Origin of the sequence: Salmonella enterica subsp. enterica serovar Typhimurium str. LT2, from assembly GCF_000006945.2 — a bacterium.
GTDB lineage: Bacteria > Pseudomonadota > Gammaproteobacteria > Enterobacterales > Enterobacteriaceae > Salmonella > Salmonella enterica.
In genome coordinates this window covers 4,720,466-4,746,966 of the sequence record NC_003197.2, presented here as the reverse complement: position 1 = coordinate 4,746,966, position 26,501 = coordinate 4,720,466, and the positions used below count along the sequence as shown (strand labels likewise).

The following is a 26,501-nucleotide window of genomic DNA, read 5'->3' as shown; positions in this document are numbered from 1 at the left end:
GGATTTTCTATGAATACCAATAACATCAAAAAATACGCTCCACAGGCCCGTAACCAGTTCCGCGATGCGGTGATCCAAAAGCTAACCACGCTGGGGATTTCCGCTGATAAAAAAGGCAATCTGCAAATTGCGGATGCCGAGCTCGTCGGCGAAACCATGCGCTATGGTCAGTTCGACTACCCCAAATCCACCCTCACCCGCCGCGATCGTCTGGTAAAACGCGCCCGCGAGCAGGGCTTTGACGTGCTGGTTGAGCACTGTGCCTACACCTGGTTCAACCGCCTGTGCGCCATTCGTTATATGGAAATCCACGGTTATCTTGACCACGGCTTCCACATGCTCTCGCACCCGGATAACCCGACAGGCTTTGAAGTGCTGGACCACGTACCGGAAGTCGCGGAAGCATTACTACCAGAGAAAAAGGCGCAGCTGGTCGAGATGAAGCTTTCCGGCAACCAGGACGAAGCCATCTACCGTGAACTGCTGCTGGCCCAGTGCCACGCCCTGCACCGCGCGATGCCGTTCCTGTTTGAAGCTGTGGACGATGAAGCTGAACTACTGCTGCCGGATAACCTGACCCGCACCGACTCCATTCTACGCGGTCTGGTGGACGGTATTCCGGAAGAAGACTGGCAAGAAGTTGAGGTTATCGGCTGGCTGTATCAGTTCTATATCTCTGAGAAAAAAGATGCGGTTATCGGTAAGGTGGTGAAGAGCGAAGATATTCCTGCCGCCACCCAGCTGTTTACCCCAAACTGGATTGTGCAGTATCTGGTACAGAACTCCGTCGGCCGCCAGTGGTTGCAGACCTACCCGGATTCGCCGCTGAAAGGCAAAATGGACTACTACATTGAGCCAGCCGAACAGACGCCAGAAGTGCAGGCGCAGCTGGCCGCCATTACACCTGCCAGTATTGAACCGGAAAGCATCAAAGTACTCGACCCGGCCTGCGGCTCCGGGCATATTCTGATTGAAGTCTATAATGTGCTGAAAAATATCTATGAAGAGCGCGGCTATCGCGCCCGCGATATTCCACAGCTAATTCTGGAAAATAATATTTTTGGTCTCGACATTGACGACCGTGCTGCCCAGCTTTCCGGCTTTGCCTTATTAATGATGGCCCGTCAGGATGACCGCCGGATATTCACCCGCGACGTGCGTCTGAATATTGTCTCCCTGCAGGAGAGCCTGCATCTGGATATTGCTAAGCTGTGGCAGCAGCTGAACTTCCACCAGCAGAACCAGACTGGTAGCATGGGGGATATGTTTGCCGAAAATACAGCATTAGCCCATACCGACAGCGCAGAATATCAGCTGCTGATGCGCACGCTGAAGCGCTTTGTGAACGCCAAAACGCTGGGCTCGCTGATCCAGGTGCCACAGGAAGAAGAGGCGGAACTGAAGGCGTTTCTCGAAGCGCTATATCGCATGGAGCAGGAAGGCGATTTCCAGCAGAAGGCAGCGGCGAAAGCGTTTATTCCGTATATTCAGCAGGCGTGGATCCTGGCGCAGCGGTATGATGCGGTAGTGGCGAATCCGCCGTATATGGGTGGCAAGGGAATGAATAGTGAGCTGAAAGAGTTTGCCAAAAATAACTTCCCGGATAGTAAAGCTGATTTGTTTGCAATGTTTATGCAGAATGCATTTTCTTTGCTTAAAGAAAATGGGTTTAATGCTCAAGTCAATATGCAATCATGGATGTTTTTGTCAAGTTATGAAGCACTACGTAACTGGTTATTGGACAATAAAACATTTATTACGATGGCACATTTGGGAGCTCGGGCTTTTGGGCAAATTTCTGGAGAGGTTGTACAGACAACTGCCTGGGTGATTAAAAACCAACACTCCGAACGTTACCAACCTGTATTTTTTAGACTTATAGATGGTAGGGAAGAAGTAAAGAAAAGCGATCTACTTCTAAGGAAAAATATATTTGATAAATTTACACAGCATGATTTTAAAAACATACCAGGAATGCCAATAGCATATTGGATAGACTTACCGAGTCTATTATCTTTTCGCCACCATAAAAAACTTGGAGAAAAAATAGCATTAAAAGCAGGCATGTCCACCGGTGACAATATTAAATTTCAAAGATATTGGTACGAGGTTTCAATAAAAAAAACCCTTATCACAAATAAAGAATCAAATACAAAAATCGACATTCATAATATCAAATGGTTTCCTTGTAGTAGTGGAGGTGAATATCGAAAGTGGTATGGTAATAACGAAATAGTTGTAAATTGGGAAAATAATGGTTACGAAATACGAAATTTTAAATTTGAGAATGGCAAAACTCGCTCTGCCGTAAGAAATGATGAGTATTACTTTAGAGAAGGCATAACATGGTCAAAAATAAGCCAAGGTAATTTTTGCGTGAGATATCGTCCAAAAGGGTTTGTTTTTGATGATACAGGCCGTTGCGGCTTTTCAAATAACAAAAATGAGTTGCTTTACGCTGCGGGATTAATGTGCACTCCGGTTGTAAACCATTATTTATCAATACTAGCCCCCACACTTAGCTTTACTAGTGGTGAATTAGCCTCAGTACCATATCCAGAAATTGAAGATGAAATTATCGAATTAGTCACCAATGCTATTGAAATAGCTAAAAATGACTGGGACTCTCAAGAGCAATCATGGGATTATGTTTGTTCACCATTGCTTGAACACAATTCAACTCAATTGCTACGGAATATCTACAAACAAAAAATCAATACAAATATCAAGTTAGTCGAAACACTTCTCCTAATAGAAAATACTATAAATAATATTTTTATAGATAAATTACAACTTGACAAAACTATAATTAAAGCTGTATTGCAAAGTGAAATAACTCTACTATGTAATCCAAACTATCGATATAAAAATATTCAAGATCATACCGATCTAACCAATAAGTATTACACTGATATCACTATAGATATCTTAAGCTACATCATCGGCTGCATGATGGGCCGCTACTCCCTCGATCGCGAAGGACTGGTCTATGCCCATGAAGGCAATAAAGGCTTTGCCGAACTGGTCGCTGAAGACGCGTACAAAACCTTCCCGGCTGACAATGACGGTATCCTGCCGCTGATGGATGACGAGTGGTTTGACGATGACGTTACCTCTCGCGTCAAAGAGTTTGTTCGCACCGTTTGGGGCGAAGAACACTTGCAGGAAAATCTCGAATTTATCGCCGAAAGCCTCTGTTTATACGCGATAAAACCAAAAAAAGGCGAATCTGCGCTGGATACCATCCGCCGCTATCTTTCCACTCAGTTCTGGAAAGATCATATGAAGATGTATAAAAAGCGTCCGATATACTGGCTGTTCAGCTCCGGTAAAGAGAAAGCGTTTGAGTGCCTGGTCTATCTGCATCGCTACAACGATGCGACGCTGGCGAGAATGCGTACCGAATATGTAGTGCCGCTGCTGGCGCGCTATCAGGCCAATATCGATCGCCTGAACGAACAGGTCGATGGAGCCTCAGGCGGCGAAGCCACCCGCCTGAAACGTGAGCGTGATAGCCTGAGCAAAAAATTCAACGAACTGCGCAGCTTCGACGATCGCCTGCGCCACTATGCTGATATGAGAATCAGTATTGATCTCGACGACGGCGTTAAGGTTAACTACGGTAAGTTTGGCGATCTGCTGGCGGATGTGAAAGCCATTACCGGCAATGCACCGGAGATTATTTAATGAAAATAGCGGCGATTTATACGCAATCCGTCGGACCGCTGCCCGACGGTGAAATTCGTTTTGAAAACGACTGGTCAGGCGAGATAGAATCCAATGTCCTGATTACCGGGCCAAACGGCTGCGGTAAATCGACGCTGTTACGAGCCATTTCCTTATTATGGCGCGCCTTTGGGCATTGGCTGGGCACGGGTACGCGCCTGAATATCAAAGATGAATCTTATACCTGGTTCTATCGCTGGGATGCCAGCTGCGCGATGATTCTCGATTCCTTTTCGCCAAAATCGGAGGACCAAATAGGGCTATTTCTTGGCTCAGAGGCATTTTTAGTACAACTAAAAGAGAAATACCCACAGGTCTACTGGCTCGGGGAAACGGTAAGCAGAACAAAGGGAACAACGCCAGAGACGACCGTTTTTACGTCATCGGAACACTTTTTTCTTCCCTATAAGAACTGGTGGAGTCACTGGAGTAGCCAGTATCAACGGCTTGTACTGAAGGGACCAAGTGTTGATATGCCTAATCTGGTTTACCTGGATGCCGAAGCGCGCCGCTGGGTTCGCCCGCAAAAAGATATCGGCAGCCTGTCCCCGGATGATTCAACTCAAGCCTGGCTGGCAACCTATGAAGTGAACGATAACTGGAAAGGTCAGCTTGAATCGTCGCTCTTCAATATGAAGGCAACCATGCCCGGTGAATATCCTGAAATGATCGCCACGCTAAACCAGTTCTTCAGCGGTAAACGTATCGAAGCTGAAATTCATCCAGGACAGCGGCAACGTGTCCTACTGGATTCAGGGAATGATCATTCGTTAGATGCGCTTAGCTCCGGCGAACATCAGGTGCTGATTATGCTGTTTACGGTACAACGCTGGCTACAGCCCGGCGGTGTTGTACTCATTGATGAGCCGGATCTGCATCTGCATCCGTCCCTGATATCGCCGTTGCTGGCATCCATTGAGAACATCGTTGCCAGGAAAAATGGTCAGCTTGTGATGACTTCACACGCAACGGATATCTGGCAACGTTATGACAACATGGGATTGCGGATTGATTTAACCGATGGCAAGGATGCGGAAAATGGCCAGCGTTAAGCAAATTATTCGGGACATTAAAGAACAAAAAGTGGCCACAACCGGCAGACGGGTACTGCTGGTTGAAGGTACAGATGATGTCACGGCTTTCCAGAATTTCCTCAGCAGAAAATTTCCGGCATGGGAACAAGATTGGATCCTTGCACCAGCAGGTTCTAAGAAAAATGTGCTTGAGGCGTTAGCCCTTGAAGCCAACTGGCTGGGCGTGGTTGATCGTGACGCATGGACTGACGTGCAGATCGCTGAAAAGCGTCGAAATCTAGCTAATCTACTGGTTCTTCCGCGTTTTTGTATTGAAAGTTATCTGATCGCGCCGGAAGAACTTTGGCTGGTGTTTCAGCCAAAACATCAGCAGGCGATCAATGGCGGCATACAGGCATTTATCCAGGCCGTTCATGATGTTTTACCTCAATGGCGGAACCATGCCGCACTTTGGAATGTTATCCATCCTCTTTGGGAACGGCTGCGCGCTGCCGGTTTTAATACTGCGTTTCATGATCTTAATACAGCACAGAATGATGCTGAAGTTGAACAATGCTTACGGCAGTGGAGCCAGCATCTGGATCCCGATGTCTTGTTAGCCCAGATACAAACGCAAAAAACTAACATCGCCGCACGCTCCCCAACGACGCAATTAACACAGTGCTTTCATGGTAAAATGTTTTTCGAACAGGCAATTGACCCCTTGCTAACCCAGCTTTTGGGTCAGCGGGCTCGTGAACAACGTCAAAAAGATCTGTTCCGCACGTTACCCGTACCTGACGATTTAACTTTTATCTGGAATGAAATGGGATTGTGACCTTGCAAAATCAGGAATTTATTGCCGGCCTTAAAGCAAAATTCGCCGAACATCGCATCGTTTTCTGGCACGATCCCGATAAGCGTTTCCTCGAAGAGCTGGATAACCTCGAACTCGAAAACGTCACGCTGCTTGATATGACCGACCAGTCGCAGCTGGCGGTTAAAAAGCGCATTGAAATCGACGAGCCGGAACAGCAGTTTTTGCTGTGGTTCCCCCACGATGCCCCCCCAAAAGAGTTCGACTGGCTATTGGATATTCGTCTTTATAGTACGGAGTTCCACGCCGATTTCGCCGCCATTACGCTGAATACATTAGGTATTCCACAGCTTGGCCTACGCGAGCACATTCAACGCCGGAAGGCATTTTTCAGCACTAAACGTCTTTCTGCCTTGAAAGGCCTGGTCACTGAGCAAGAAAACGAAGCTTCTCTTGATAAGAAGATGGTTGCGGTCATCGCTGGCGTAAAAACAGCAAAAACGGAAGAGATTCTGTTCAGCCTGATTACCCAATACGTTAATCAGCAGAAAGATGACGACAGCGACCTGGAAAACACGCTGGCGATGCTGAAACGCCACGACCTGGAAGGCGTTCTGTGGGACATTCTGAATCAGGAAATGGGCTATCAGGCCGAGCATCCGACCCTGGAAAACCTGATCCTCAAGCTGTTCTGTACCGATCTTTCCGCGCAGGCTGATCCGCAGAAACGCGAATGGCTGGAAAAAAACGTGCTGGCCACGCCGTCAGGCAGAGCCTCCGCGCTGGCCTTTATGGTCACCTGGCGCGCCGACCGTCGCTACAAAGAAGCCTATGATTATTGCGCACAGCAGATGCAGGATGCGCTGCGACCAGAAGACCAGTACCGTCTCAGCTCGCCGTATGATCTGCACGAGTGCGAAACCACGCTGAGCATTGAACAGACCATCATTCATGCGCTGGTGACGCAGCTTCTGGAAGAGAGCACCACGCTAGACCGTGAAGCCTTTAAGAAGCTTCTGTCTGAACGTCAGAGCAAATACTGGTGCCAGACGCGTCAGGAATACTGCGCTATTTACGATGCACTGCGTCAGGCCGAACGGTTGCTGAATCTGCGTAATCGTCATATTGATGGTTTCCACTATCAGGACAGCGCAACGTTCTGGAAAGCGTACTGCGAGGAGCTGTTCCGCTTTGACCAGGCCTACCGCCTGTTTAACGAATACGCGCTGTTGGTTCACAGCAAAGGCGCAATGATCCTGAAAAGCCTGGATGACTATATCGAAGCGCTGTATTCCAACTGGTACCTGGCAGAATTAAGCCGGAGCTGGAATAAGGTTCTGGAAACCGAAAACCGTATGCAGGAGTGGCGTATTGCGGGCGTACCACGGCAGCAGAACTTCTACAATGAGGTGGTTAAGCCGCAGTTTAACAATCCACAAATCAAGCGCGTATTCGTGATTATCTCCGACGCGCTGCGTTATGAAGTGGCAGAAGAGCTGGGCAACCAGATCAATACCGAGAAACGCTTTACTGCCGAACTGCGTTCCCAGTTGGGCGTGTTACCCAGCTATACCCAGCTGGGAATGGCGGCATTGCTGCCCCATGACGAGATATGCTACCAACCGGGTAGTGGTGACATCGTTTATGCGGACGGGTTATCCACCTCAGGTACGCCTAACCGCGATACCATTCTGAAGAAATATAAAGGGATGGCAGTAAAATCGGACGATCTGCTGAAATGGAAAAATCAGCAAGGACGAGATCTTATTCGCGATTACGAAGTCGTTTATATCTGGCATAACACCATTGATGCCATGGGTGACAGCGCATCGACGGAGGAGAAGACCTTCGAAGCGTGCCGTAACGCGGTGGTTGAACTGAAGGATTTAGTGACTCGTGTAATAAACCGTCTCCACGGTACACGGATTATCGTCACGGCGGACCACGGTTTCCTGTTCCAGCAGCAGCCCCTTTCCGGCCAGGATAAAACCACGCTGCAGATCAAGCCAGACAATACGATTAAAAACCACAAACGCTTTATTATCGGTCATCAGCTTCCTGCCGATGATTTTTGCTGGAAAGGAAAAGTGGCGGATACCGCAGGCGTCAGCGATAACAGCGAGTTCCTGATCCCGAAAGGGATCCAGCGTTTCCATTTCTCGGGCGGCGCGCGGTTTGTCCATGGTGGCGCCATGCTACAGGAAGTCTGCGTTCCCGTATTGCAGGTGAAAGCACTGCAGAAAACGGCTGCCGAGAAGCAACCTCAGCGTCGTCCGGTAGACATCGTCAAGCATCATCCGCTGATCAAACTCGTCAATAACATTGATAAAGTCAGCCTGCTGCAAACCCATCCGGTAGGTGAGTTATACGAACCACGTACTCTGAACATCTTCATCGTCGATAACGCCAATAATGTGGTATCCGGTAAAGAGCGAATCTGCTTTGACAGCGATAACAACACAATGGAAAAACGCGTGCGTGACGTGACGCTGAAGCTGATTGGCGCGAATTTCAATCGCCGTAATGAATACTGGCTGATACTGGAAGATGCACAAACGGAAACGGGTTACCAGAAGTACCCTGTGATTATCGATCTGGCATTTCAGGATGATTTCTTTTAAGTGAGGCGCTATGCAAACCCATCATGACTTACCCGTTCCAGCTGTATCCGAAGGGGAACTCGTCGCAGAAGGTTACGATCTGGACGCCTTGCTGAATCAGCATTTTCGTGGTCGGGTAGTACGTAAGGACCTGACTAAACAGCTCAAAGAAGGGGCAAATGTCCCGGTCTATGTGCTGGAGTATCTGCTCGGTATGTACTGCGCTTCCGACGATGACCAGATCGTCGAGCAAGGGTTGCAGAACGTTAAGCGTATTCTGGCTGATAACTACGTCCGCCCTGATGAAGCAGAGAAGGTGAAATCGCTCATTCGTGAGCGAGGATCCTACAAGATCATTGATAAAGTATCGGTAAAGCTCAATCAGAAGAAAGACGTTTACGAAGCCCAGCTCTCCAACCTCGGCATTAAAGATGCACTGGTTCCGCCGCAGATGGTCAAGGACAACGAGAAGCTGTTGACCGGCGGCATCTGGTGCATGATCACCGTGAACTACTTCTTTGAGGAAGGACAAAAAACGTCGCCCTTCTCTCTGATGACGCTTAAACCTATCCAGATGCCCAATATGGACATGGAAGAGGTATTTACCGCACGTACGCACTTCAACCGCGACCAGTGGATTGATGTCCTGCTACGTTCCGTGGGTATGGAACCCGCTAACATTGAGCAGCGAACCAAGTGGCACCTGATCACCCGCATGATCCCTTTCGTGGAAAACAACTATAACGTCTGCGAACTGGGTCCACGCGGCACCGGTAAAAGCCACGTCTATAAAGAATGTTCGCCAAACTCACTGTTAGTTTCCGGCGGGCAAACCACGGTAGCCAACCTGTTTTACAACATGGCCAGCCGCCAGATTGGCCTGGTTGGCATGTGGGATGTCGTCGCGTTTGATGAAGTGGCGGGGATCACTTTCAAAGACAAAGACGGCGTGCAAATCATGAAGGATTACATGGCGTCTGGCTCGTTTTCCCGCGGAAGAGATTCGATTGAAGGCAAAGCATCGATGGTGTTCGTCGGCAACATTAACCAAAGCGTTGAGACGCTAGTCAAAACCAGCCATCTGTTAGCCCCCTTCCCTGCCGCGATGATCGATACGGCGTTTTTCGACCGCTTCCATGCCTATATCCCCGGCTGGGAAATTCCGAAAATGCGCCCGGAATTCTTTACCAATCGCTACGGCCTTATCACAGATTATCTCGCCGAATACATGCGGGAAATGCGTAAGCGCAGCTTCTCCGACGCGATTGATAAGTTCTATAAGCTGGGTAATAACCTCAACCAGCGCGACGTTATCGCGGTAAGGCGCACGGTTTCTGGTCTACTGAAACTTCTTCACCCCAATGGTTCTTACAGCAAAGAAGATGTCCGTGTTTGCCTGACCTACGCCATGGAAGCTCGCCGTCGCGTCAAAGAACAGCTTAAAAAGCTGGGCGGTCTGGAGTTCTTCGATGTAAATTTCAGCTACATTGATAACGAGACGCTGGAAGAATTCTTCGTCAGCGTGCCGGAACAGGGTGGCAGCGAATTAATTCCTGCTGGCATGCCCAAACCTGGTGTAGTGCATTTGGTTACGCAAGCGGAAAGTGGCATGACGGGTCTGTATCGCTTCGAAACTCAGATGACCGCAGGCAATGGTAAGCATAGCGTTTCTGGTCTGGGATCAAGCACCTCGGCTAAGGAAGCCATCCGGGTTGGATTTGACTATTTCAAAGGCAACCTCAGCCGCGTTAGCGCAACAGCGAAATTTTCTGAACATGAGTACCACCTGCACGTAGTCGAATTGCACAATACTGGACCAAGTACCGCGACCAGTCTTGCCGCGCTGATCGCGCTGTGTTCCGTTTTACTGGCGAAACCCGTTCAGGAACAAATGGTCGTGTTAGGTAGCATGACGCTCGGTGGTGTGATCAACCCGGTTCAGGATCTGGCGGCTAGCTTACAACTTGCTTTCGATAGTGGCGCGAAAAAGGTCCTTTTGCCGATGTCTTCCGCGGTAGATATTCCGACTGTGCCAGCCGAGTTGTTTACCAAATTCCAGGTCAGTTTTTACTCTGAACCTGTAGATGCGGTTTATAAGGCGTTGGGAGTAAACTAAATATATCGAGGAGTGGGTCAAACTCCTCGATAAAATCAATATCGTCGTTATTTTAGTTAAAATTCATATTAGTCTAAATATCACTACGATTACTGTAACCCCTGGTTTCCCTTCATGCAGGCAAGTACGTTTTCTTAAGTGGAACCAACAGCTTAGTTTCAATATCCACCTGCTCATAGTTTTCCACTAACGCACGTACTAAATCGTCCAGCGTCCATAGCGTCAACGGGATTGTAGAGCGATCGGCCTCATAGCGCGCATCCTTGCTGAATCCGCCTGTGCTGACATACAACCCGCGATCGTCTTTATGACGGCCACCGATAAAGCTACGGATTTGCTGGCTGCTCATCTGTTCCCGTCGGTGCTTCACCTCAACAATGATGCGCGGATTTTCGAAGCCAAAACCGTCAGGCGAAGCAATGATGTCTTTTTCGCGGTCAGCACCCGCAGGCGATACCTGGGTTTTATATCCCATGCTGCGTAACACGCCTGCGACCAGATTTTGCATCTCATCCCAGTCGAGACGGTTGATACGATCTTTGATGCCTTCAAAGGCAATCATTTCCATGTCACGCAGAGGATTAGAAACAACCTCATCCTCTTCACCTGAAACAGGTACTTCCGGCACGACATCTGAGACAGGCTTTTTGCCCTGCACTAATTCATTCACGGCAAAATCAGGCACCTGAAAAACCGTCAGCGTTGAGCCAAGGGTGTTTCTGGTTGCATCACTCAGACTATCACGCTTAATCTCTTCCGCGTTCCACTTCACTTTACGGGCGATGCCCATGCCATCTTCAAGCCACTCGGCATGAAACTCAAAATCTGAGGCGATTTTCCCTATCAAATAAGTCCGATTAGAAGGTGAATAAGTGATAGCCCAGTCACCTTTCTGCATCTCGTTCACAAAGCGCCAGACCTGCGAAGCACCGGAACGAACTGTGCCTGACTTAGTCTGTGGCTCAAGCTCCTGATACCGGGTAAACAACTGCTCTCTTGAGCATCCCGGTTTCACATAGGGAGCGAGCTGCGACCAGCCGATAGCAACAACCTGCTTGTCTCTGAAGTCATCGTACAATTTTCCGCCATCACCGCGGATCATCCACATTTTAGTCGCCACAATGATTCCTTCTGAAAATGCCTCACAGCCATCTTACCCTGGGGAAACACTGATAAGATGGCTAATCACACTCCTGCCCTAAACCTGACGCCTATCAAGACTATTATAAATAGCCTCAATCTCACCCTTCAGGTTATCACCGCAATAAACCATCGATGTATCGTATCGTTCATATCGCGCTTCACGTGTCGCGCTAAACCAGTTGAACGATCCCACGCACAGCAAACCATCATCACCAATAACAATTTTGCTATGAACACGATTGACCAGTTTTGTCGCAATACCAAGGGCGTTCAGTTTCTCCAGCGCCGCTTTAAGGTTCTGCTGCTTCTCTTTTCGCTTCTCAAAATCATTATGTTCAGTGTTGTAGCTTCTGTCAGTGACTACCGTGACGTTAATACCACGTGAACACGCCGTAATCATGGAATCAAGAAAACCGGTTTGCTCCAGTTTTTGCCAGGTTAGCCATGGAGAAACTATCGTGATGTGTTTATCGGTATTTTCAAACGTCTGATTCAGGAAATTATCATGCTGCTCCACACCATGGAGTGTGTAGATTTTGGTCTCGGCAGTTTTTAAATCCTTACGCTCTTTATAATCAAAAGTGAGCGCATTCTTCTCTGACTCAAAGAGATATTTTGCCAGTAATCCCCGCGGAGATGAGGCTGGCTGAATCTCAAACAGGTCCATATCGCCGAAGACCAGGAAACTGTCCTTAGCTCGGGAGACAGCAACATTCAGCATGCTGTTATCGCTATCAATAAACGCGCCGTCTTCATGCTTTGAATAGACTGGCGAGAATATAACAATCGCTCTTTCAGCGCCCTGAAGAGAATGGACTGTGCCCACCGTGAGCGACGTTTCATTGGTGCCTGCGCTGATGCCTTGTTTATCCAGCGCCTGTTTGATGGTCGGTACCTGCGCACTAAAAGGCGTCACGATACCGACAACTTCATGAAGCGATTTACCATAATGCGCTTCAATACTTTGCTGGTTATCTGTCAGCCAGGCCGCTATCGTTTCAGCCTCCAGCAAATTATATCGACTTCCGCTACTTGCCAGCTCTCCTTTACCATCAATATGGAGATAACCCATTGCTGGCATTAAATTGCTCTCTTCACACCCTCTTTTAGGCAACAACTTACCGTGATAGCAGAGCGTATTGCAGTATCCAATAATATTATCGAAGCACCGGCGGTGTTCATATAAGTACATTCCACGAGCCAGTTCGGGATCATATTGATAGCGTGAGGCACACTGCGCTATTTTCATGACGCTGCCAGATGCGGCGCTTTTACCAAGCTCTGCGATTGCCGTATATTTCTCAGTAATCTCCTCTTGCGTACTGCCTGACAGAATTTTTTCCGCCAGCATGTTACCTATATCAATAGCAGGAGTAATACTCCATATTGGCGGGATCTGTTCCGTATCACCAATCACTAATGCCTTTTTAGCTAAGGCAAACGAGGCAGCAGCCACTTCAGGAAGCACCTGCCCAGCTTCATCGACAATGAGTAAATCGGCGAAGTCATATAAATAGCTTTTCTCGAATTTACGCTGCCCTTTATGTTCACTTATCTGCATATTGCCGGGCAGCATATAGCAGGTCATGACCACGCATGGGGTAAGTTTCATTCGGCGTTGCCAGCGAGCTGTTACCCCTTTAGCACCTTTCTTGCCCTTTTCTTTCTGCAGATCATCAATGCCGGCCATATCCATCAACCAACGACCTTCCCAGTAGTGGGTCGTCAGTAAGAATGCAGGGAAGCGAATCTGCGTATCAGCCAGCTCATCTGCCTGTGAGAAGCTCAGTTCCTCGTCGCCCTCATGCCCTAAATCAAGTGCCAGCCTCTGCCATTCCTGAGCCGCCTGCTGTTCTTTAAGAACGATTTCATGCGCGGAGTCAATCTGCTGCCGGTAGGTTGTTTGCTCGCGCTCGGCGGAATTAAGCAACCTATCGATATTACGTTCGATGGTTTCAGGATCCGACCATTGATTTCCCGCAATCAGCGCACCTAATTTATCTTCGAGAAACAGTTGTATTTGGTACTGCCGCTTACTGCGAACCACTGGTAGCCATGAAAATAATGGATAGATCAGTGATTCACTGGCCCGATATTTTTTCCATTCCGCTTTAGCACTTTTTAGTTGAGTAACTTTTTGTTCTTGCCCGGAGAGTAATTTATTTAAATTATCGAGATATTGCTCAATGTCGTTATCAATAAGCTCTCGCGTTGCCCGAACCTGGCTTAACGTTTGCCATGTTGCGTTCAGTCTTACCAGTTGCTCGGATTTTGCTGCCAACTGACCATGCAGGAGTTCAATAACCTTTTCAGGGGATGAACACTCTTTTTCAGGAAAGGCTGCCTTAGCTTTCTCCAGATAAAACAGCAGTGCATCCTCTACATACTCTTTTGACTCAACCTGGTTGAAGAAATCTTCAGTTTGATATTTTTTGGCGGCCTCGGCTTTACGAGTGCTTGAGGGAAAATAAGCGCCGAAGCTTTTCAGCTCCGGCAACCATCGTCCGGCCATTGCACCAGTGCCTTGGGAAAAATCTTTCCCGAACGCCTCGATAATGTTCGTTACAGCTTGGTTATTCGTTGAAGTCGCGATAATAACCGGAGGTTCCGCTTTTTCGAGAGCCGCTCGGGCCCACTGCGTGGCGATGATAGAAAGCACCAGCGTGGTTTTTCCGGTTCCCGGGGGACCATTAACGGCAAGGATATCGCCATGCCTCGCATCCAGAAAATGGCTTAAGGCATCGCGCTGAGCCTTTGCCAGCGGAAACTTATCCCCGGAGTGTCCAATCCTGTCGCTGAATTTTGCTTCCGGAGGAAGTAATGACTCTGCAGCATGAACCTCTCGCGAGGCGAAACGATTGAAGAGCGGCACATCCTTTTTGCAAACAAGCAGGTGATCATAAAGTGAAAGGATATGGAAACTGGCGCCGCCAGATTGCGCCGTTTTAACAATATAACCGTGCTCAGCGAGTTCATATTGCTCAGGATTTTTAATCCAGTCGCCGACAACGTTCTTCAGCAGCCTTTCTGAATCATCCAGATATTGACGCCAATCCTGCTGCCAGGCTGCATATCGTGCTTCTCGTTCTTCATCTGTTTCGGCGGTCTTATCAACGCGGTCATCAAAGTTGATAGAGAATGACGTATGTGTCGTTTTGTATTTGTCGTACTGCTCAATCTCACCAATTGAAAATGCCCCTTTTGGCAAAGGTTCAAGCAGGTCTCTGGGAATGGAGGTCGCTGGCGTCGGATATAAAAAACCTTCACGGCTCAATAGGGCTGGCGTCACTATCGGGGTAACAATATCAGGCGCACCAGCGGAATGGTCCTTTCCACGCTGCAGTAACCGGAAATAAACCTTTGGCCGCAAGATGACATCGACTGTTTCGACGTCGTCTTTTTCTCCCTCAAAAAATTTACCAACGATCGTTTCGTCAAGACGTCCCGCCGCTATCCCATGCCAGTGGGTGAAATTTTTGGCGTCTTTGCGTTCAAAACTGCCCTTTCCTGACTCAGCATCTGCCAGCGAATTGCGCCAGTATGAGGCAAACCCTAAAGCATTGTCATCCATTACCAGTCCTATGTTTCAATGAAACCCATTGATTTATCGAATATAAAATCACCGTATGAATAACTATTGTCCACGTTGAAAGGCTGGCTGCAATGTTTTGTTCACGCTTCAATACAAATACTCAGGTTATACGGAGTTCAGAAAACGACCATATCATGCTGCATGTCACATAATAGCGTTATAACTGAAGCAGTAGAGGATTATCGGCTGCGCAGCTCGCTCCAGAAGCCCGTGAACCCGACTGGATAGCGTTCAGTGCAATATTGGAAAACCTGTAAGCTCAGAAAATAACGCTGTCGAATGTTCCGTCGACCAGTTCACGTTGCTGGAGACGCATTTGCGCACTACGGACTCGAACGTATTAAAGAGGCTCGCCACCCCGCTTGTCCTCTCTGCGTTTTTCCGCCGGATTAATACCTTCTAAAATAAGCCTTCTTATATCCGCTTGCTTCTCCCTTGCCAGTGCAAGAGAAATGAGCGGATAAGGGCCTAATGCCATACGGTTCTTTTTGTTTCCAAAGCGAAATTTCAGATACCACAGCTTGGATCCGCTGGGGTTCACCTGAATGTAAAAACCGTGGCAGTCAAAGAGCCTGTATGCCTTGCCAGGCAGCCTGGCATGCCGGATTGCGAGATCTGTAAGCGCCATTTGGGGGGCACTCCTCTATCGAACCGGGTTTGCCCCTTTTTGCCCCCAGATCGCGTGGATGTTAATGGATGAAAAACGACCAACACGGAAAGACCACAAAATAAATATTTCTATTACAGAAAAATAAATTATCTTTGAATTACAGATGGATATGGACGAATTTGGACGGAAATGGACACAAAAAAAGCCACCATTAGGCAGCTAATTATTGCATCACTTGGTGCCGAAGGCCGGACTCGAACCGGCACGTATTTCTACGGTTGATTTTGAATCAACTGCGTCTACCGATTTCGCCACTTCGGCACTGAAGAGGTATGCGGAAAACGTTGTGGATTATACCTGTCATACGCCACCATGCAAGCACGAGCATACACCTGTATCGCTAAGTGCTGAAAATTTCAGCAGCGTTGAGTATTAAATAGAATAATCAGGCTACTTCCCGCCTTCTCCAGCAGATTAACGCCGGGCGTCCCTTGCCTCCATGCTCTACACTTTTCAGTTCAACACCACATTAAGGGAAACACAATGACGATAATAAAAAGCTATGCCGCCAAAGAGGCGGGCGGCGAGCTCGAACTCTATGAATATGACGCGGGAGAACTCCAACCGGAAGATGTCGAGGTACGGGTCGACTACTGCGGGATCTGCCATTCCGATCTGTCAATGATCGACAATGAATGGGGGTTCTCTCAATACCCTCTGGTTGCCGGACATGAGGTCATCGGTCGGGTGGCCGCACTCGGCAGCGCGGCACAGGATAAGGGGCTAAAAGTCGGCCAGCGCGTTGGAATCGGCTGGACGGCGCGCAGCTGCGGACACTGCGATGCCTGTATCAGCGGCAATCAAATTAACTGCCAGGAAGGCGCAGTGCCCACTATCCTCAATCGTGGCGGTTTTGCCGAGAAGCTTCGCGCAGGCTGGCAGTGGGTAATTCCTCTTCCGGAGAATATAGATATGGCGTCCGCAGGCCCGCTGTTATGTGGCGGCATTACGGTCTTTAAACCGCTATTGATGCACCATATTACTGCTACCAGCCGCGTTGGCGTCATCGGTATTGGCGGGCTGGGGCATATCGCCATAAAGCTGTTACACGCGATGGGCTGCGAAGTCACCGCGTTCAGCTCAAATCCATCGAAGGAGCAGGAAGTGCTGGCGATGGGGGCCAATAACGTGGTGAACAGCCGCGATCCGGAAGCGTTAAAAGCACTGGCGGGTCAGTTCGATCTCATTATTAACACGGTTAACGTCGATCTCGACTGGCAACCCTACTTCGAAGCGCTGACCTATGGCGGCAACTTCCATACCGTTGGGGCGGTATTGAAGCCGCTGCCCGTACCGGCGTTTACATTAATTGCCGGCGATCGCAGTATCTCAGGCTCGGCAACCGGAACGCCATATGAACTTCGCAAACTGATGAAATTCGCCGGACGCAGTAAAGTCGCGCCCACCACGGAACTGTTCGCAATGTCACAAATCAACGAGGCTATCCAGCACGTTCGCGACGGCAAAGCCCGCTATCGTGTAGTGCTAAAAGCTGACTTCTGACCGCCTGACTCAGCGCTTTGACAATGATCAGGAAGCGCTGAGTGCCTGACGAAAAGCCTGTACAGCCAGTCGGCACTGCTCCGTCACGTGCTCGATGTCATGATTAACATCGATACGCGCAATATCATGTTCATCGGCACAGGGTCGCTCCAGCGCATCAAACTGACTTTGCAGCAGGTCTGGCGGCATAAAATGCCCGGCACGACGCTGCATTCGCTGCAGAATAGTAGCGTAATCGCCATCCAGCCACAGGAAATGTACGTTAGGGCTACTCTTACGTAAAATATCGCGGTACTGTTTTTTTAATGACGAGCAAACAATAAATCCCGTCTCATTTTTTTTATAAAGACTGTATGAAGCGTCATTTAATCGTTCCAGCCAGGGTAAGCGGTCTTCATCAGTTAACGGTATTCCCTGAGACATTTTATCAATGTTTTTCGCCGGATGGAGATCATCGCCGTCAATAAACTTCGCAGAAAATAATGTTGCAATTTTGCTGCCTATTAAAGACTTACCACTACCTGAAACACCCATTAAAATATAGCTTTCCCCGGCCATTTAAATACCTCTGAGTCATATTCCACAACACAATATTACGCCTCTACGTTCGACAATTTCACGTTTTTTAATTTCCATAGAGAAGAACTCTAAGGCACATCACGTTATGCGTAACATTGTAGTGTAACAATTTTCCAGCGTGACATAAGTCACAAATAGTGACAAATAAAACCGCTTAAATGCGTTCAGGGTAACTACCTGACCAGTGAGGAATTTATGGAAGTAAAAACTCAATCCTGCGTTGTTGCGGGTAAGCGTGCTGTTGCCGTTACGGAACAAAATATTGAATGGAATAATAAAGGAACTCTCGTACAAATTACCCGTGGCGGCATTTGTGGGTCTGACTTACATTATTATCAGGAAGGCAAAGTCGGCAATTTTACAGTAAAAGCGCCAATGATTTTAGGTCATGAAGTGATTGGCAAAATCGTTCATAGCGACTCAGATTTATTACGTGAAGGACAACCGGTAGCAATTAATCCATCGGAGCCTTGCGGTCATTGCAAATACTGTCTGCAGCATGAAGAAAACCACTGTACTGAAATGCGTTTCTTTGGCAGCGCCATGTATTTTCCGCATGTCGATGGCGGTTTTACCCGATTTAAAGCTGTCGATACCGCTCAGTGCATTCCCTGGCCGGAACAGGCGGACGAAAAAGCCATGGCCTTTGCCGAGCCGCTGGCGGTTGCCATTCATGCAGCTCATGAGGCGGGCGATCTGCAGGGCAAACGCATCTTTATCTCCGGCGTTGGCCCTATCGGCTGCCTGATTGTTAGCGCGGTAAAAACGCTGGGCGCGGCGGAAGTGGTATGTGCCGATATCAGTACCCGTTCTCTCTCGCTGGCCCGGCAGATGGGCGCGGATACGCTGGTGAACCCACAGCATGATTCTCTCGATGACTGGAAAGCAGAAAAAGGGTATTTCGATATCAGTTTTGAAGTCTCTGGGCATCCTTCCTCTATCTCAACGTGTCTGGAAGTCACACGGGCCAAAGGCGTGATGGTGCAGGTTGGCATGGGCGGCGCAGTTCCCAACTTCCCGATGATGATGGTAATAAGCAAAGAGATCTCCCTGAAAGGCTCTTTCCGCTTTACTACCGAATTTAATACTGCGGTTTCCTGGCTTGCCAACCGCGTTATCAATCCGCTGCCGTTACTGAGCGCGGAATATCCATTTACCGACCTGGAAGCGGCGCTGATCTTTGCCGGAGACAAAACACAGGCGGCAAAAGTTCAGCTCGTTTTCTGAGAAAGTAAAATAAGGGACACTATCATGAACGATCTTTTTTCACTGGCAGGTAAAAATATCCTTATCACCGGAGCCGCTCAGGGAATTGGTTATTTGCTGGCGACCGGTCTTGGTCGCTATGGCGCGCGCATTATTGTTAACGATATCACCCCGGAGCGCGCCGAAACAGCCGTGACGAAACTTCAGCAGGAAGGGATAAAGGCTATTGCCGCTCCTTTTAATGTCACCCATAAACAGGATATTGAAGCTGCGGTTGAACATATCGAAAAAGATATCGGCGTCATTGACGTCCTGATAAATAACGCCGGTATCCAGCGCCGTCATCCGTTTACTGAGTTTCCCGAACAGGAGTGGAATGACGTCATCGCCGTAAATCAGACCGCGGTTTTTCTCGTCTCTCAGGCCGTTACGCGCCGTATGGTGGCGCGGCAGGCAGGAAAAGTGATCAACATCTGTTCGATGCAAAGCGAGCTGGGCCGCGACACGATTACGCCATACGCCGCGTCGAAGGGTGCCGTGAAGATGCTGACTCGCGGCATGTGCGTGGAGCTGGCGCGTCATAATATCCAGGTCAACGGTATTGCGCCGGGGTACTTCAAAACGGAGATGACCAAAGCGCTGGTTGAAGATGAAGCCTTCACCTCCTGGCTATGCAAACGTACGCCTGCCGCACGCTGGGGCGATCCCCAGGAGCTTATTGGCGCAGCGGTGTTTCTCTCGTCAAAAGCCTCCGACTTTGTTAACGGACATCTGCTGTTTGTCGATGGCGGTATGCTGGTTGCCGTCTGACCAGGGAAATACGACGCAGCGCGTAAGCGCTGCTATTTTGGCGCTAATAAGAGAGACGAATATGCCATTAATAATTATTGCGGCAGGCGTTGCGCTGCTGTTGGTTTTAATGATTGGCTTTAAAGTTAACGGCTTTATCGCCCTTGTTCTGGTTGCCGCCGTGGTGGGATTTGCCGAAGGGATGGGCGCGCAAGACGTCCTGCACTCCATACAAAACGGAATTGGCGGTACTCTGGGCGGACTCGCCATGATCCTCGGTTTTGGCGCGATGCTGGGAAGATTAATTTCCGATACCGGCGCCGCGCAGCGCATTGCGACGACGCTCATTAATACGTTCGGCAAAAAACGCGTGCAATGGGCGCTGGTGATCACCGGGCTTATCGTCGGCCTGGCAATGTTTTTTGAAGTCGGATTCGTACTGCTGTTGCCGCTCGTTTTTACGATTGTGGCCTCATCGGGACTGCCCTTGCTGTATGTCGGGGTTCCAATGGTCGCCGCCTTATCCGTTACGCACTGCTTCCTGCCGCCGCATCCCGGCCCTACTGCTATTGCGACAATTTTTGAGGCAAATCTCGGTACGACCCTGCTGTATGGGTTAATCATTACCATACCGACCGTGATTGTTGCCGGCCCTCTGTTTTCAAAATTGCTGGCGCGCTTTGAGAAAGCGCCGCCTGAAGGATTATTTAATCCTCACCTATTCAGTGAAGAGGAGATGCCGTCATTCTGGAACAGTATTTTTGCCGCCGTGATCCCGGTCATTCTGATGGCCATCGCAGCGGTATGTGAAATCACGCTGCCAAAAACGAATGCCGTGCGGGTTTTCTTCGAATTTATCGGTAATCCAGCAGTGGCGTTGTTTATTGCCATTATCATCGCCATTTTTACGCTGGGCCGACGCAACGGACGTACGGTTGAGCAGGTGATGGATATCGTCGGCGAGTCCATTGGCGCTATTGCGATGATTGTTTTTATCATCGCGGGCGGCGGCGCGTTTAAGCAAGTGCTGGTGGATAGCGGCGTGGGTCAATATATCTCGCAATTAATGACCGGCACCTCGCTATCTCCGTTATTAATGTGCTGGACGGTAGCCGCCGTGCTGCGTATTGCGCTAGGTTCCGCGACCGTGGCTGCGATAACCACAGCGGGCGTCGTATTGCCGATTATTAACGTAACCCACGCCGATCCGGCGTTAATGGTACTGGCGACAGGCGCGGGAAGCGTTATTGCATCACATGTTAACGATCCCGGTTTTTGGCTGTTTAAAGGGTATTTTAATCTTAGCGTCGGGGAAACCCTACGCACCTGGACCGTTATGGAAACATTGATTTCTGTCATGGGGTTGCTGGGCGTACTGGCGCTGAATGCGGTTCTGCATTAATTCATCATCCGCAGCCCAATTAACCATGGGGGCGACGTTCCCGCCTCCGGTACTGGAGAAAACATGAGGAATCACAGAATTTCTTTGCAGGATATCGCTACGCTTGCTGGCGTGACAAAAATGACGGTGAGCCGTTACATCCGCTCGCCGAAAAAAGTCGCCAGGGAAACCGGCGAGCGTATTGCGCAGATCATGGAGGAAATTAACTACATACCAAATCGCGCGCCAGCTATGCTGTTAAACGCGCAAAGTTACACTCTGGGCGTGCTGATCCCCTCTTTCCAGAACCAGTTGTTTGCCGACATTCTTGCCGGGATTGAATCCGTAACGTCGGGTCATAACTACCAAACTCTCATTGCGAATTACAATTACAATCGCGATTCGGAAGAAGAGTCCGTTATCAATTTACTGTCTTACAATATCGACGGCATTATTCTTTCAGAAAAATATCATACCCTCAGAACCGTCAAATTCCTGCGCTCAGCTACCCTTCCGATTGTAGAACTCATGGACATCCAGGGCGATCGCTTAGATATGGAGGTGGGGTTTGATAACCGTCAGGCCGCCTTTGATATGGTCAGCACCATGCTGGATAAACGCCAGCGGCGAAAAATCCTCTATCTGGGTTCAAAAGACGATATCCGAGATGAGCAGCGTTATCACGGCTACTGCGATGCGATGACGCGCCGGGGGCTGGCGCCGTTGCGCATCAATCCACGCGCTATCTCCTCTATCCATCTGGGGATACAGCTAATGCGTGATGCGCTTACTGCGCACCCGGACGTGGATGGCGTCTTTTGTACAAATGACGATATCGCAATGGGCGCTCTACTGTGGTGCCGCGAGCGTCAACTGGCCGTACCGGAGCAGATCTCCATCGCCGGCTTCCACGGTCTGGAGATGGGCAGGCAAATGATACCGAGCCTCGCCAGCGTAATTACCCCTCGTTTTGAGATCGGGCGCAGAGCCGCGCAGATGTTGCTCAACAAAATTAAAAATAACGATCTCAACCATAATACGATTGATTTGGGTTATCAGATTTATCACGGCAGCACGTTATAAATTTTTTGTTCTACTTTTTCCCGCAGCTTGCCTGAGCTTAACGCGTAGCCAAAAGCGCCACGCGTCAGGTTACGCACTACATCATTCGAGGAATACCAGGCGGTCTGCCGGATGGCGGCGGAAAGGACTTATCAGGCCTACGGGTCATGGTAGGCCTGATAAGCGCAGCGCCATCAGGCCTACGATTACTGTGATTACGACTTACGCAGCATTAGCCAGAGGCTAATCAGGAAGAAAGACGCGCTCGGCAGCAGCGCGCCGACAATCGGCGGAATGCCGTATACCAGCGTCAGCGGGCCAAAAATCTGGTCGAGAACGTAAAAGACGAAGCCGAAGCTAATCCCCGTCACCACGCGCACGCCCATCGGCACACTACGCAGCGGTCCAAAGATAAACGACAGCGCCATCAGCATCATCACCGCCACGGAGAGCGGCTGGAAGATTTTACTCCACATATTGAGCTGATAACGTCCGGCGTCCTGTCCGCTCGACTTCAGATATTTAACGTAGTTATGCAGACCGCTGATGGAAAGCGCATCCGGGTCCAGCGCCACCACGCCTAACTTATCCGGCGTCAGATTCGTTTTCCAGGTGCCGCTCACCGTCTGCGAACCGGTGATCTGTTTCGGGTTTTGCAGATCGGACTCATCCACCTGCGACAAACGCCAGACCTTATGCTCCGGGTCGAATTTTGCCGAAGCGGCGTAACGCACTGACTGCAAACGACGCTGATCGTTGAAAGCGTAAATACTAATGCCGGCCAGCTCCTCGTCGCCCTTCACCCGTTCAATATAGACAAAGTTATTCCCGTCTTTCGCCCACAGACCTTGCTGGGTGGAAAGCAGCGAACCGCCATACATCGCCTGCGCACGATAGTTACGCGCCATCTGCTCGCCCTGCGGGGCGACCCATTCGCCGATCGCCATGGTTAACAGCACCAGGGGGATAGCCGTTTTCATCACCGACAGCGCCACCTGCATACGGGTGAAACCCGATGCCTGCATCACCACCAGTTCGCTACGCTGCGCCAGCATCCCCAGTCCCAGCAGCGCGCCAAGCAGCGCCGCCATAGGAAAGAAGATCTGGATATCCTTAGGTACGCTGAGCAGGGTGTACATACCCGCGCCCAGCGCGTCGTAGTTACCCTGCCCCGCTTTTTTCAGCTGATCGACAAACTTGATGATCCCGGAGAGCGACACCAGCATGAACAACGTCATCATGATGGTGGTAAAAATGGTTTTACCGATATAGCGGTCAAGTACACCAAATGGCTGCATTATACCGCTCCTTTACGCAGAAAACGGGCACGCAGGCGGCGGACCGGCACCGTATCCCACAGGTTTAAACCAATCGCCAACGCCAGATAGATCAGGTTGACCGCCCACATCCAGATAACCGGGTCCAGTTTGCCTTTACCGCCATTCGATTTAATGGAGGTCTGGATCAGGAAGAACAGCAGATAAAGCAGCATGGCGGGCAACATAGACAAGACACGCCCCTGACGTGGATTCACCACGCTGAGCGGCACGACCATCAGCGCCATCATAAATACGGTAAAGACTAACGTGATACGCCAGTGCAGCTCGGCGCGAGCGCGATCGTTGTCGGTATTCCACAGCGTGCGCATGTCCATCTGGTCAGTATCGTTCGGGTCCAGCGCCACGGCCTGATGGCCAATAATTGCCTGATAGTTCTGGAAGTCGGTGATGCGAAAATCGCGTAGCAACGCCGTCCCTTCAAAACGCGTCCCTTTGTTTAAGGTGACAACCTGGGAACCATCGCGCAACTGAGTAAGGTGTCCGGAATCGGCCACGACTACAGAAGGACGAGCATTGCCCTTAGGGCGAATTTGCGCCAGGAAAACATCGTGGAAGTCGCTGCCGTCAACGCTTTCGATGAACAGCACCGAGTTGCCGTTGGTCGCCTGCTGGAATTGTCCCTGCGCCAACGCCGCCATACCGGGGTTCGCTTTCGCCTCCGCCAGTACTTCATCCTGGTGTTTTGACGACCAGGGGCCGGCCCACATCACGTTAACCGCCGCAAGGATACCGGTAAATAACGCCAGTACCATGGCGGCCTTTACCAGCACGGCTTTGCTCAACCCACAGGCGTGCATGACCGTAATTTCACTTTCGGTATACAGTTTGCCCAGCGTCATCAGCAGCCCCAGGAACAGGCTTAAAGGCAGGATGAGCTGCGCCATTTCCGGTACGCCCAGCCCCAGAAGCGAGAGCACCAGATTTGCGGGAATATCGCCGTCAACCGCCGCGCCGAGAATCCTCACTAACTTTTGACAAAAGAAGATCAAAAGTAAGATGAAGAGTATCGCCAGCTGGCTTTTGAGCGTCTCCCGCACCAGATATCTTATGATTATCACTTTAAATACGCCCGTAAAAACCCATTTTTTTGCTGGAATTTAGCTTGTTTCATGGCTTAAACGTCATTTATTCTCTTGAGTCGTCGAAATCATCGCTAAGATCATTATACTCAGCGGATTCACCTCTCAGAACTTGTTCTGACGTGCCAATGCCGTAATAACGTTAAGATTAACACGAAGTCACCGCAACAGCGGATATGAGTTACGAAAGCTTTCAATTTCTATACTCTAATGGATTTCGAGTTGCAGGCAGGCGGCAAGACTGTGAAGCCCCGGAGCTTACATCAGGTAAGCGACAGGGGTGAGCAGGCGCAGCCAACGCATCTGCAACTTGAAAGACGACGAGTATAGCTGTAGCCACCACTGTTGTCTTTAAGATTCAGGAGCATAGTGCATGGAGTTCAGTGTAAAAAGCGGTAGCCCGGAGAAACAGCGGAGTGCCTGCATTGTCGTGGGCGTCTTTGAACCGCGTCGCCTTTCTCCGATTGCAGAACAGCTCGACAAAATTAGCGACGGATACATCAGCGCATTGCTGCGTCGCGGCGAACTGGAAGGAAAACCGGGGCAGACTCTGTTGCTGCACCATGTTCCTAACGTTCTTTCCGAGCGAATCCTCCTCATTGGTTGCGGCAAAGAGCGCGAGCTTGATGAACGTCAGTATAAGCAGGTTATTCAGAAAACGATAAATACTCTGAATGATACCGGTTCGATGGAAGCCGTCTGTTTCCTGACCGAACTGCACGTCAAAGGCCGCAACAACTACTGGAAAGTGCGTCAGGCCGTCGAAACGGCCAAAGAGACGCTTTATAGCTTTGATCAACTCAAGACCAACAAGAGCGAGCCGCGCCGCCCGCTACGTAAGATGGTCTTTAATGTGCCGACCCGCCGTGAGCTCACCAGCGGCGAACGCGCCATTCAGCACGGTCTGGCCATCGCCGCCGGGATTAAGGCTGCGAAAGATCTCGGCAACATGCCGCCCAATATCTGTAACGCCGCCTACCTGGCGTCACAGGCGCGCCAGTTGGCCGACAGCTACAGCAAAAATGTCATTACCCGCGTGATCGGCGAACAGCAAATGCGCGAACTGGGTATGAACGCTTATCTGGCGGTCGGCCACGGTTCGCAGAATGAATCGCTGATGTCGGTGATTGAGTACAAGGGCAATCCGTCCGAAGACGCGCGCCCGATCGTGCTGGTGGGTAAGGGCCTGACCTTCGACTCCGGCGGCATCTCCATCAAGCCATCTGAAGGGATGGACGAGATGAAGTACGACATGTGCGGCGCGGCGGCGGTTTACGGCGTGATGCGTATGGTCGCCGAGCTTCAGCTTCCGATTAACGTTATCGGCGTACTGGCGGGCTGTGAAAACATGCCGGGCGGACGCGCGTATCGTCCGGGCGACGTGCTGACCACCATGTCCGGTCAGACGGTTGAAGTGCTGAATACCGATGCCGAAGGCCGTCTGGTTTTGTGCGACGTGCTGACCTACGTTGAGCGCTTCGAACCGGAAGCGGTCATTGACGTCGCGACGCTAACCGGCGCCTGCGTGATTGCGCTGGGCCATCACATTACCGGTCTGATGTCGAACCATAACCCGCTGGCGCATGAACTGATCGGCGCGTCCGAGCAAGCGGGCGACCGCGCGTGGCGTCTGCCGCTGGGCGATGAGTTCCAGGAACAACTGGAGTCCAACTTTGCGGATATGGCGAACATTGGTGGTCGTCCTGGCGGCGCTATCACCGCGGGCTGCTTCCTGTCGCGCTTTACCCGTAAGTACAACTGGGCGCACCTGGATATCGCCGGTACCGCCTGGCGTTCCGGCAAAGCGAAAGGCGCGACGGGTCGTCCGGTAGCGCTGCTGTCGCAGTTCCTGCTCAATCGTGCGGGCTTTAACGGCGAAGAGTAA

General features: G+C 50.1%; 18 protein-coding genes, 1 tRNA gene and 16 other annotated features. Of the genes, 12 read left to right on the top strand and 7 right to left on the bottom strand.

All coding sequences use genetic code 11. The features are described 5' to 3' along the window. Window positions 1–2: 2 nt before the first annotated feature. Window positions 3–8, top strand: a ribosome-binding site (putative RBS for STM4495; RegulonDB:STMS1H004367). From STM4495 to STM4491, 5 genes are all read left to right on the top strand, one after another. Beyond that, window positions 3–3,687, top strand: a protein-coding gene (locus STM4495; RefSeq protein ID NP_463354.1) for a putative type II restriction enzyme, methylase subunit. Within the gene, window positions 10–3,687 belong to an annotated coding region; the region does not span the whole gene. Its footprint overlaps the feature before it by 6 nt. Beyond that, window positions 3,680–3,685 (top strand) — a ribosome-binding site (putative RBS for STM4494; RegulonDB:STMS1H004366). Its footprint overlaps the gene before it by 6 nt. Beyond that, window positions 3,680–4,778 (top strand): putative ABC-type sugar/spermidine/putrescine transport systems, ATPase component gene (locus STM4494; RefSeq protein NP_463353.1). Within the gene, window positions 3,687–4,778 belong to an annotated coding region; the region does not span the whole gene. The genes STM4495 and STM4494 overlap by 8 nt, the downstream gene beginning before the upstream one ends. Beyond that, window positions 4,752–4,757 (top strand) — a ribosome-binding site (putative RBS for STM4493; RegulonDB:STMS1H004365). Its footprint overlaps the gene before it by 6 nt. Continuing rightward, window positions 4,752–5,577 (top strand): putative cytoplasmic protein gene (locus tag STM4493; protein ID NP_463352.1). Within the gene, window positions 4,756–5,577 belong to an annotated coding region; the region does not span the whole gene. Before STM4494 ends, STM4493 begins: the two co-directional genes overlap by 27 nt. Continuing rightward, window positions 5,576–5,581, top strand: a ribosome-binding site (putative RBS for STM4492; RegulonDB:STMS1H004364). (Overlaps the previous gene by 2 nt.) Then, window positions 5,576–8,177 (top strand): putative cytoplasmic protein gene (locus STM4492; RefSeq protein ID NP_463351.1). Within the gene, window positions 5,580–8,177 belong to an annotated coding region; the region does not span the whole gene. Its footprint overlaps the feature before it by 6 nt. The genes STM4493 and STM4492 overlap by 2 nt, the downstream gene beginning before the upstream one ends. A gap of 4 nt (window positions 8,178–8,181) precedes the next feature. After that, window positions 8,182–8,187, top strand: a ribosome-binding site (putative RBS for STM4491; RegulonDB:STMS1H004363). Further along, window positions 8,182–10,272 (top strand): putative ATP-dependent Lon protease gene (locus tag STM4491; RefSeq protein ID NP_463350.1). Within the gene, window positions 8,188–10,272 belong to an annotated coding region; the region does not span the whole gene. It overlaps the preceding feature by 6 nt. A gap of 112 nt (window positions 10,273–10,384) precedes the next feature. On the opposite strand, the gene STM4490 is transcribed toward STM4491, so the two are convergent. The 4 genes from STM4490 to leuX all read right to left on the bottom strand — a co-directional run bounded on the left by STM4490 (window position 10,385) and on the right by leuX (window position 15,953). Further along, window positions 10,385–11,379 (bottom strand): putative Mrr restriction endonuclease gene (locus tag STM4490; RefSeq protein NP_463349.1). Within the gene, window positions 10,385–11,374 belong to an annotated coding region; the region does not span the whole gene. Beyond that, window positions 11,374–11,379 (bottom strand) — a ribosome-binding site (putative RBS for STM4490; RegulonDB:STMS1H004362). It overlaps the preceding gene by 6 nt. Before the next feature lie 91 nt (window positions 11,380–11,470). Then, window positions 11,471–14,992, bottom strand: a protein-coding gene (locus STM4489; protein NP_463348.1) for a putative superfamily I DNA helicases. Within the gene, window positions 11,471–14,986 belong to an annotated coding region; the region does not span the whole gene. Further along, window positions 14,987–14,992: a ribosome-binding site (putative RBS for STM4489; RegulonDB:STMS1H004361), on the bottom strand. Its footprint overlaps the gene before it by 6 nt. 355 nt (window positions 14,993–15,347) lie before the next feature. After that, window positions 15,348–15,643, bottom strand: a protein-coding gene (locus tag STM4488; protein ID NP_463347.1) for a putative integrase. Within the gene, window positions 15,348–15,635 belong to an annotated coding region; the region does not span the whole gene. Beyond that, window positions 15,638–15,643: a ribosome-binding site (putative RBS for STM4488; RegulonDB:STMS1H004360), on the bottom strand. It overlaps the preceding gene by 6 nt. A 228-nt stretch (window positions 15,644–15,871) precedes the next feature. Beyond that, window positions 15,872–15,953 (bottom strand) — tRNA-Leu (gene leuX, locus STM4487). A gap of 195 nt (window positions 15,954–16,148) precedes the next feature. Then, window positions 16,149–16,154: a ribosome-binding site (putative RBS for yjgB; RegulonDB:STMS1H004359), on the top strand. Between leuX and yjgB the strand changes: the two genes are divergently transcribed. Continuing rightward, the gene (gene yjgB / locus STM4486; RefSeq protein ID NP_463346.1) for a putative alcohol dehydrogenase occupies window positions 16,149–17,180 on the top strand. Within the gene, window positions 16,161–17,180 belong to an annotated coding region; the region does not span the whole gene. Its footprint overlaps the feature before it by 6 nt. 27 nt (window positions 17,181–17,207) lie before the next feature. Here yjgB and idnK read toward each other — a convergent pair. Continuing rightward, window positions 17,208–17,749, bottom strand: a protein-coding gene (gene idnK, locus STM4485; protein ID NP_463345.1) for a thermosensitive D-gluconate kinase. Within the gene, window positions 17,208–17,738 belong to an annotated coding region; the region does not span the whole gene. Then, window positions 17,744–17,749: a ribosome-binding site (putative RBS for idnK; RegulonDB:STMS1H004358), on the bottom strand. (Overlaps the previous gene by 6 nt.) 196 nt (window positions 17,750–17,945) lie before the next feature. Beyond that, window positions 17,946–17,951, top strand: a ribosome-binding site (putative RBS for idnD; RegulonDB:STMS1H004357). Here idnK and idnD point away from each other — a divergent pair. The 4 genes from idnD (at window position 17,946) to idnR (ending at window position 22,218) form a co-directional block, all read left to right on the top strand. Beyond that, window positions 17,946–18,986, top strand: a protein-coding gene (gene idnD / locus STM4484; RefSeq protein ID NP_463344.1) for an L-idonate 5-dehydrogenase. Within the gene, window positions 17,955–18,986 belong to an annotated coding region; the region does not span the whole gene. (Overlaps the previous feature by 6 nt.) 11 nt (window positions 18,987–18,997) lie before the next feature. After that, window positions 18,998–19,003: a ribosome-binding site (putative RBS for idnO; RegulonDB:STMS1H004356), on the top strand. After that, the gene (gene idnO, locus STM4483) for a 5-keto-D-gluconate-5-reductase (RefSeq protein NP_463343.1) occupies window positions 18,998–19,775 on the top strand. Within the gene, window positions 19,011–19,775 belong to an annotated coding region; the region does not span the whole gene. (Overlaps the previous feature by 6 nt.) Window positions 19,776–19,829: 54 nt before the next feature. Continuing rightward, window positions 19,830–19,835 (top strand) — a ribosome-binding site (putative RBS for idnT; RegulonDB:STMS1H004355). Then, window positions 19,830–21,156, top strand: a protein-coding gene (gene idnT, locus STM4482; RefSeq protein ID NP_463342.1) for a GntP family L-idonate transport protein. Within the gene, window positions 19,837–21,156 belong to an annotated coding region; the region does not span the whole gene. Its footprint overlaps the feature before it by 6 nt. 52 nt (window positions 21,157–21,208) lie before the next feature. Further along, window positions 21,209–21,214 (top strand) — a ribosome-binding site (putative RBS for idnR; RegulonDB:STMS1H004354). Continuing rightward, window positions 21,209–22,218 (top strand): L-idonate regulator gene (idnR, locus tag STM4481; RefSeq protein ID NP_463341.1). Within the gene, window positions 21,220–22,218 belong to an annotated coding region; the region does not span the whole gene. Its footprint overlaps the feature before it by 6 nt. A 194-nt stretch (window positions 22,219–22,412) precedes the next feature. Here idnR and yjgQ read toward each other — a convergent pair. Continuing rightward, the gene (yjgQ, locus tag STM4480; protein NP_463340.1) for a putative permease occupies window positions 22,413–23,508 on the bottom strand. Within the gene, window positions 22,413–23,495 belong to an annotated coding region; the region does not span the whole gene. Next, window positions 23,495–24,595 (bottom strand): putative permease, encoded by a 1,101-nt coding sequence (gene yjgP, locus STM4479; RefSeq protein ID NP_463339.1) that lies wholly within the window; start codon window positions 24,593–24,595, stop codon window positions 23,495–23,497. Before yjgP ends, yjgQ begins: the two co-directional genes overlap by 14 nt. After that, window positions 23,503–23,508: a ribosome-binding site (putative RBS for yjgQ; RegulonDB:STMS1H004353), on the bottom strand. It overlaps the preceding gene by 6 nt. Window positions 24,596–24,826: 231 nt before the next feature. Between yjgP and STM4478 the strand changes: the two genes are divergently transcribed. Continuing rightward, entirely contained in the window at window positions 24,827–24,946 is a 120-nt protein-coding gene (locus STM4478) for a putative cytoplasmic protein (RefSeq protein ID NP_463338.1), read from the top strand. A gap of 29 nt (window positions 24,947–24,975) precedes the next feature. Further along, window positions 24,976–24,981, top strand: a ribosome-binding site (putative RBS for pepA; RegulonDB:STMS1H004352). Next, window positions 24,976–26,501, top strand: a protein-coding gene (pepA, locus tag STM4477; RefSeq protein NP_463337.1) for an aminopeptidase A. Within the gene, window positions 24,990–26,501 belong to an annotated coding region; the region does not span the whole gene. (Overlaps the previous feature by 6 nt.)

Bases quoted from the DNA above. Each gene is read 5' to 3' on its own strand.
- idnR (NP_463341.1), top strand. From the start codon at position 21,220: ATGAGGAATCACAGAATTTCTTTGCAGGATATCGCTACGCTTGCTGGC.
- pepA (NP_463337.1), top strand. From the start codon at position 24,990: ATGGAGTTCAGTGTAAAAAGCGGTAGCCCGGAGAAACAGCGGAGTGCC.
- STM4478 (NP_463338.1), top strand. From the start codon at position 24,827: ATGGATTTCGAGTTGCAGGCAGGCGGCAAGACTGTGAAGCCCCGGAGC.
- STM4488 (NP_463347.1), bottom strand. From the start codon at position 15,635: ATGGCGCTTACAGATCTCGCAATCCGGCATGCCAGGCTGCCTGGCAAG.
- STM4489 (NP_463348.1), bottom strand. From the start codon at position 14,986: ATGGATGACAATGCTTTAGGGTTTGCCTCATACTGGCGCAATTCGCTG.
- STM4490 (NP_463349.1), bottom strand. From the start codon at position 11,374: ATGATCCGCGGTGATGGCGGAAAATTGTACGATGACTTCAGAGACAAG.
- idnD (NP_463344.1), top strand. From the start codon at position 17,955: ATGGAAGTAAAAACTCAATCCTGCGTTGTTGCGGGTAAGCGTGCTGTT.
- idnK (NP_463345.1), bottom strand. From the start codon at position 17,738: ATGGCCGGGGAAAGCTATATTTTAATGGGTGTTTCAGGTAGTGGTAAG.
- STM4494 (NP_463353.1), top strand. From the start codon at position 3,687: ATGAAAATAGCGGCGATTTATACGCAATCCGTCGGACCGCTGCCCGAC.
- STM4493 (NP_463352.1), top strand. From the start codon at position 4,756: ATGCGGAAAATGGCCAGCGTTAAGCAAATTATTCGGGACATTAAAGAA.
- idnT (NP_463342.1), top strand. From the start codon at position 19,837: ATGCCATTAATAATTATTGCGGCAGGCGTTGCGCTGCTGTTGGTTTTA.
- idnO (NP_463343.1), top strand. From the start codon at position 19,011: ATGAACGATCTTTTTTCACTGGCAGGTAAAAATATCCTTATCACCGGA.
- STM4491 (NP_463350.1), top strand. From the start codon at position 8,188: ATGCAAACCCATCATGACTTACCCGTTCCAGCTGTATCCGAAGGGGAA.
- yjgB (NP_463346.1), top strand. From the start codon at position 16,161: ATGACGATAATAAAAAGCTATGCCGCCAAAGAGGCGGGCGGCGAGCTC.
- STM4495 (NP_463354.1), top strand. From the start codon at position 10: ATGAATACCAATAACATCAAAAAATACGCTCCACAGGCCCGTAACCAG.
- yjgQ (NP_463340.1), bottom strand. From the start codon at position 23,495: ATGCAGCCATTTGGTGTACTTGACCGCTATATCGGTAAAACCATTTTT.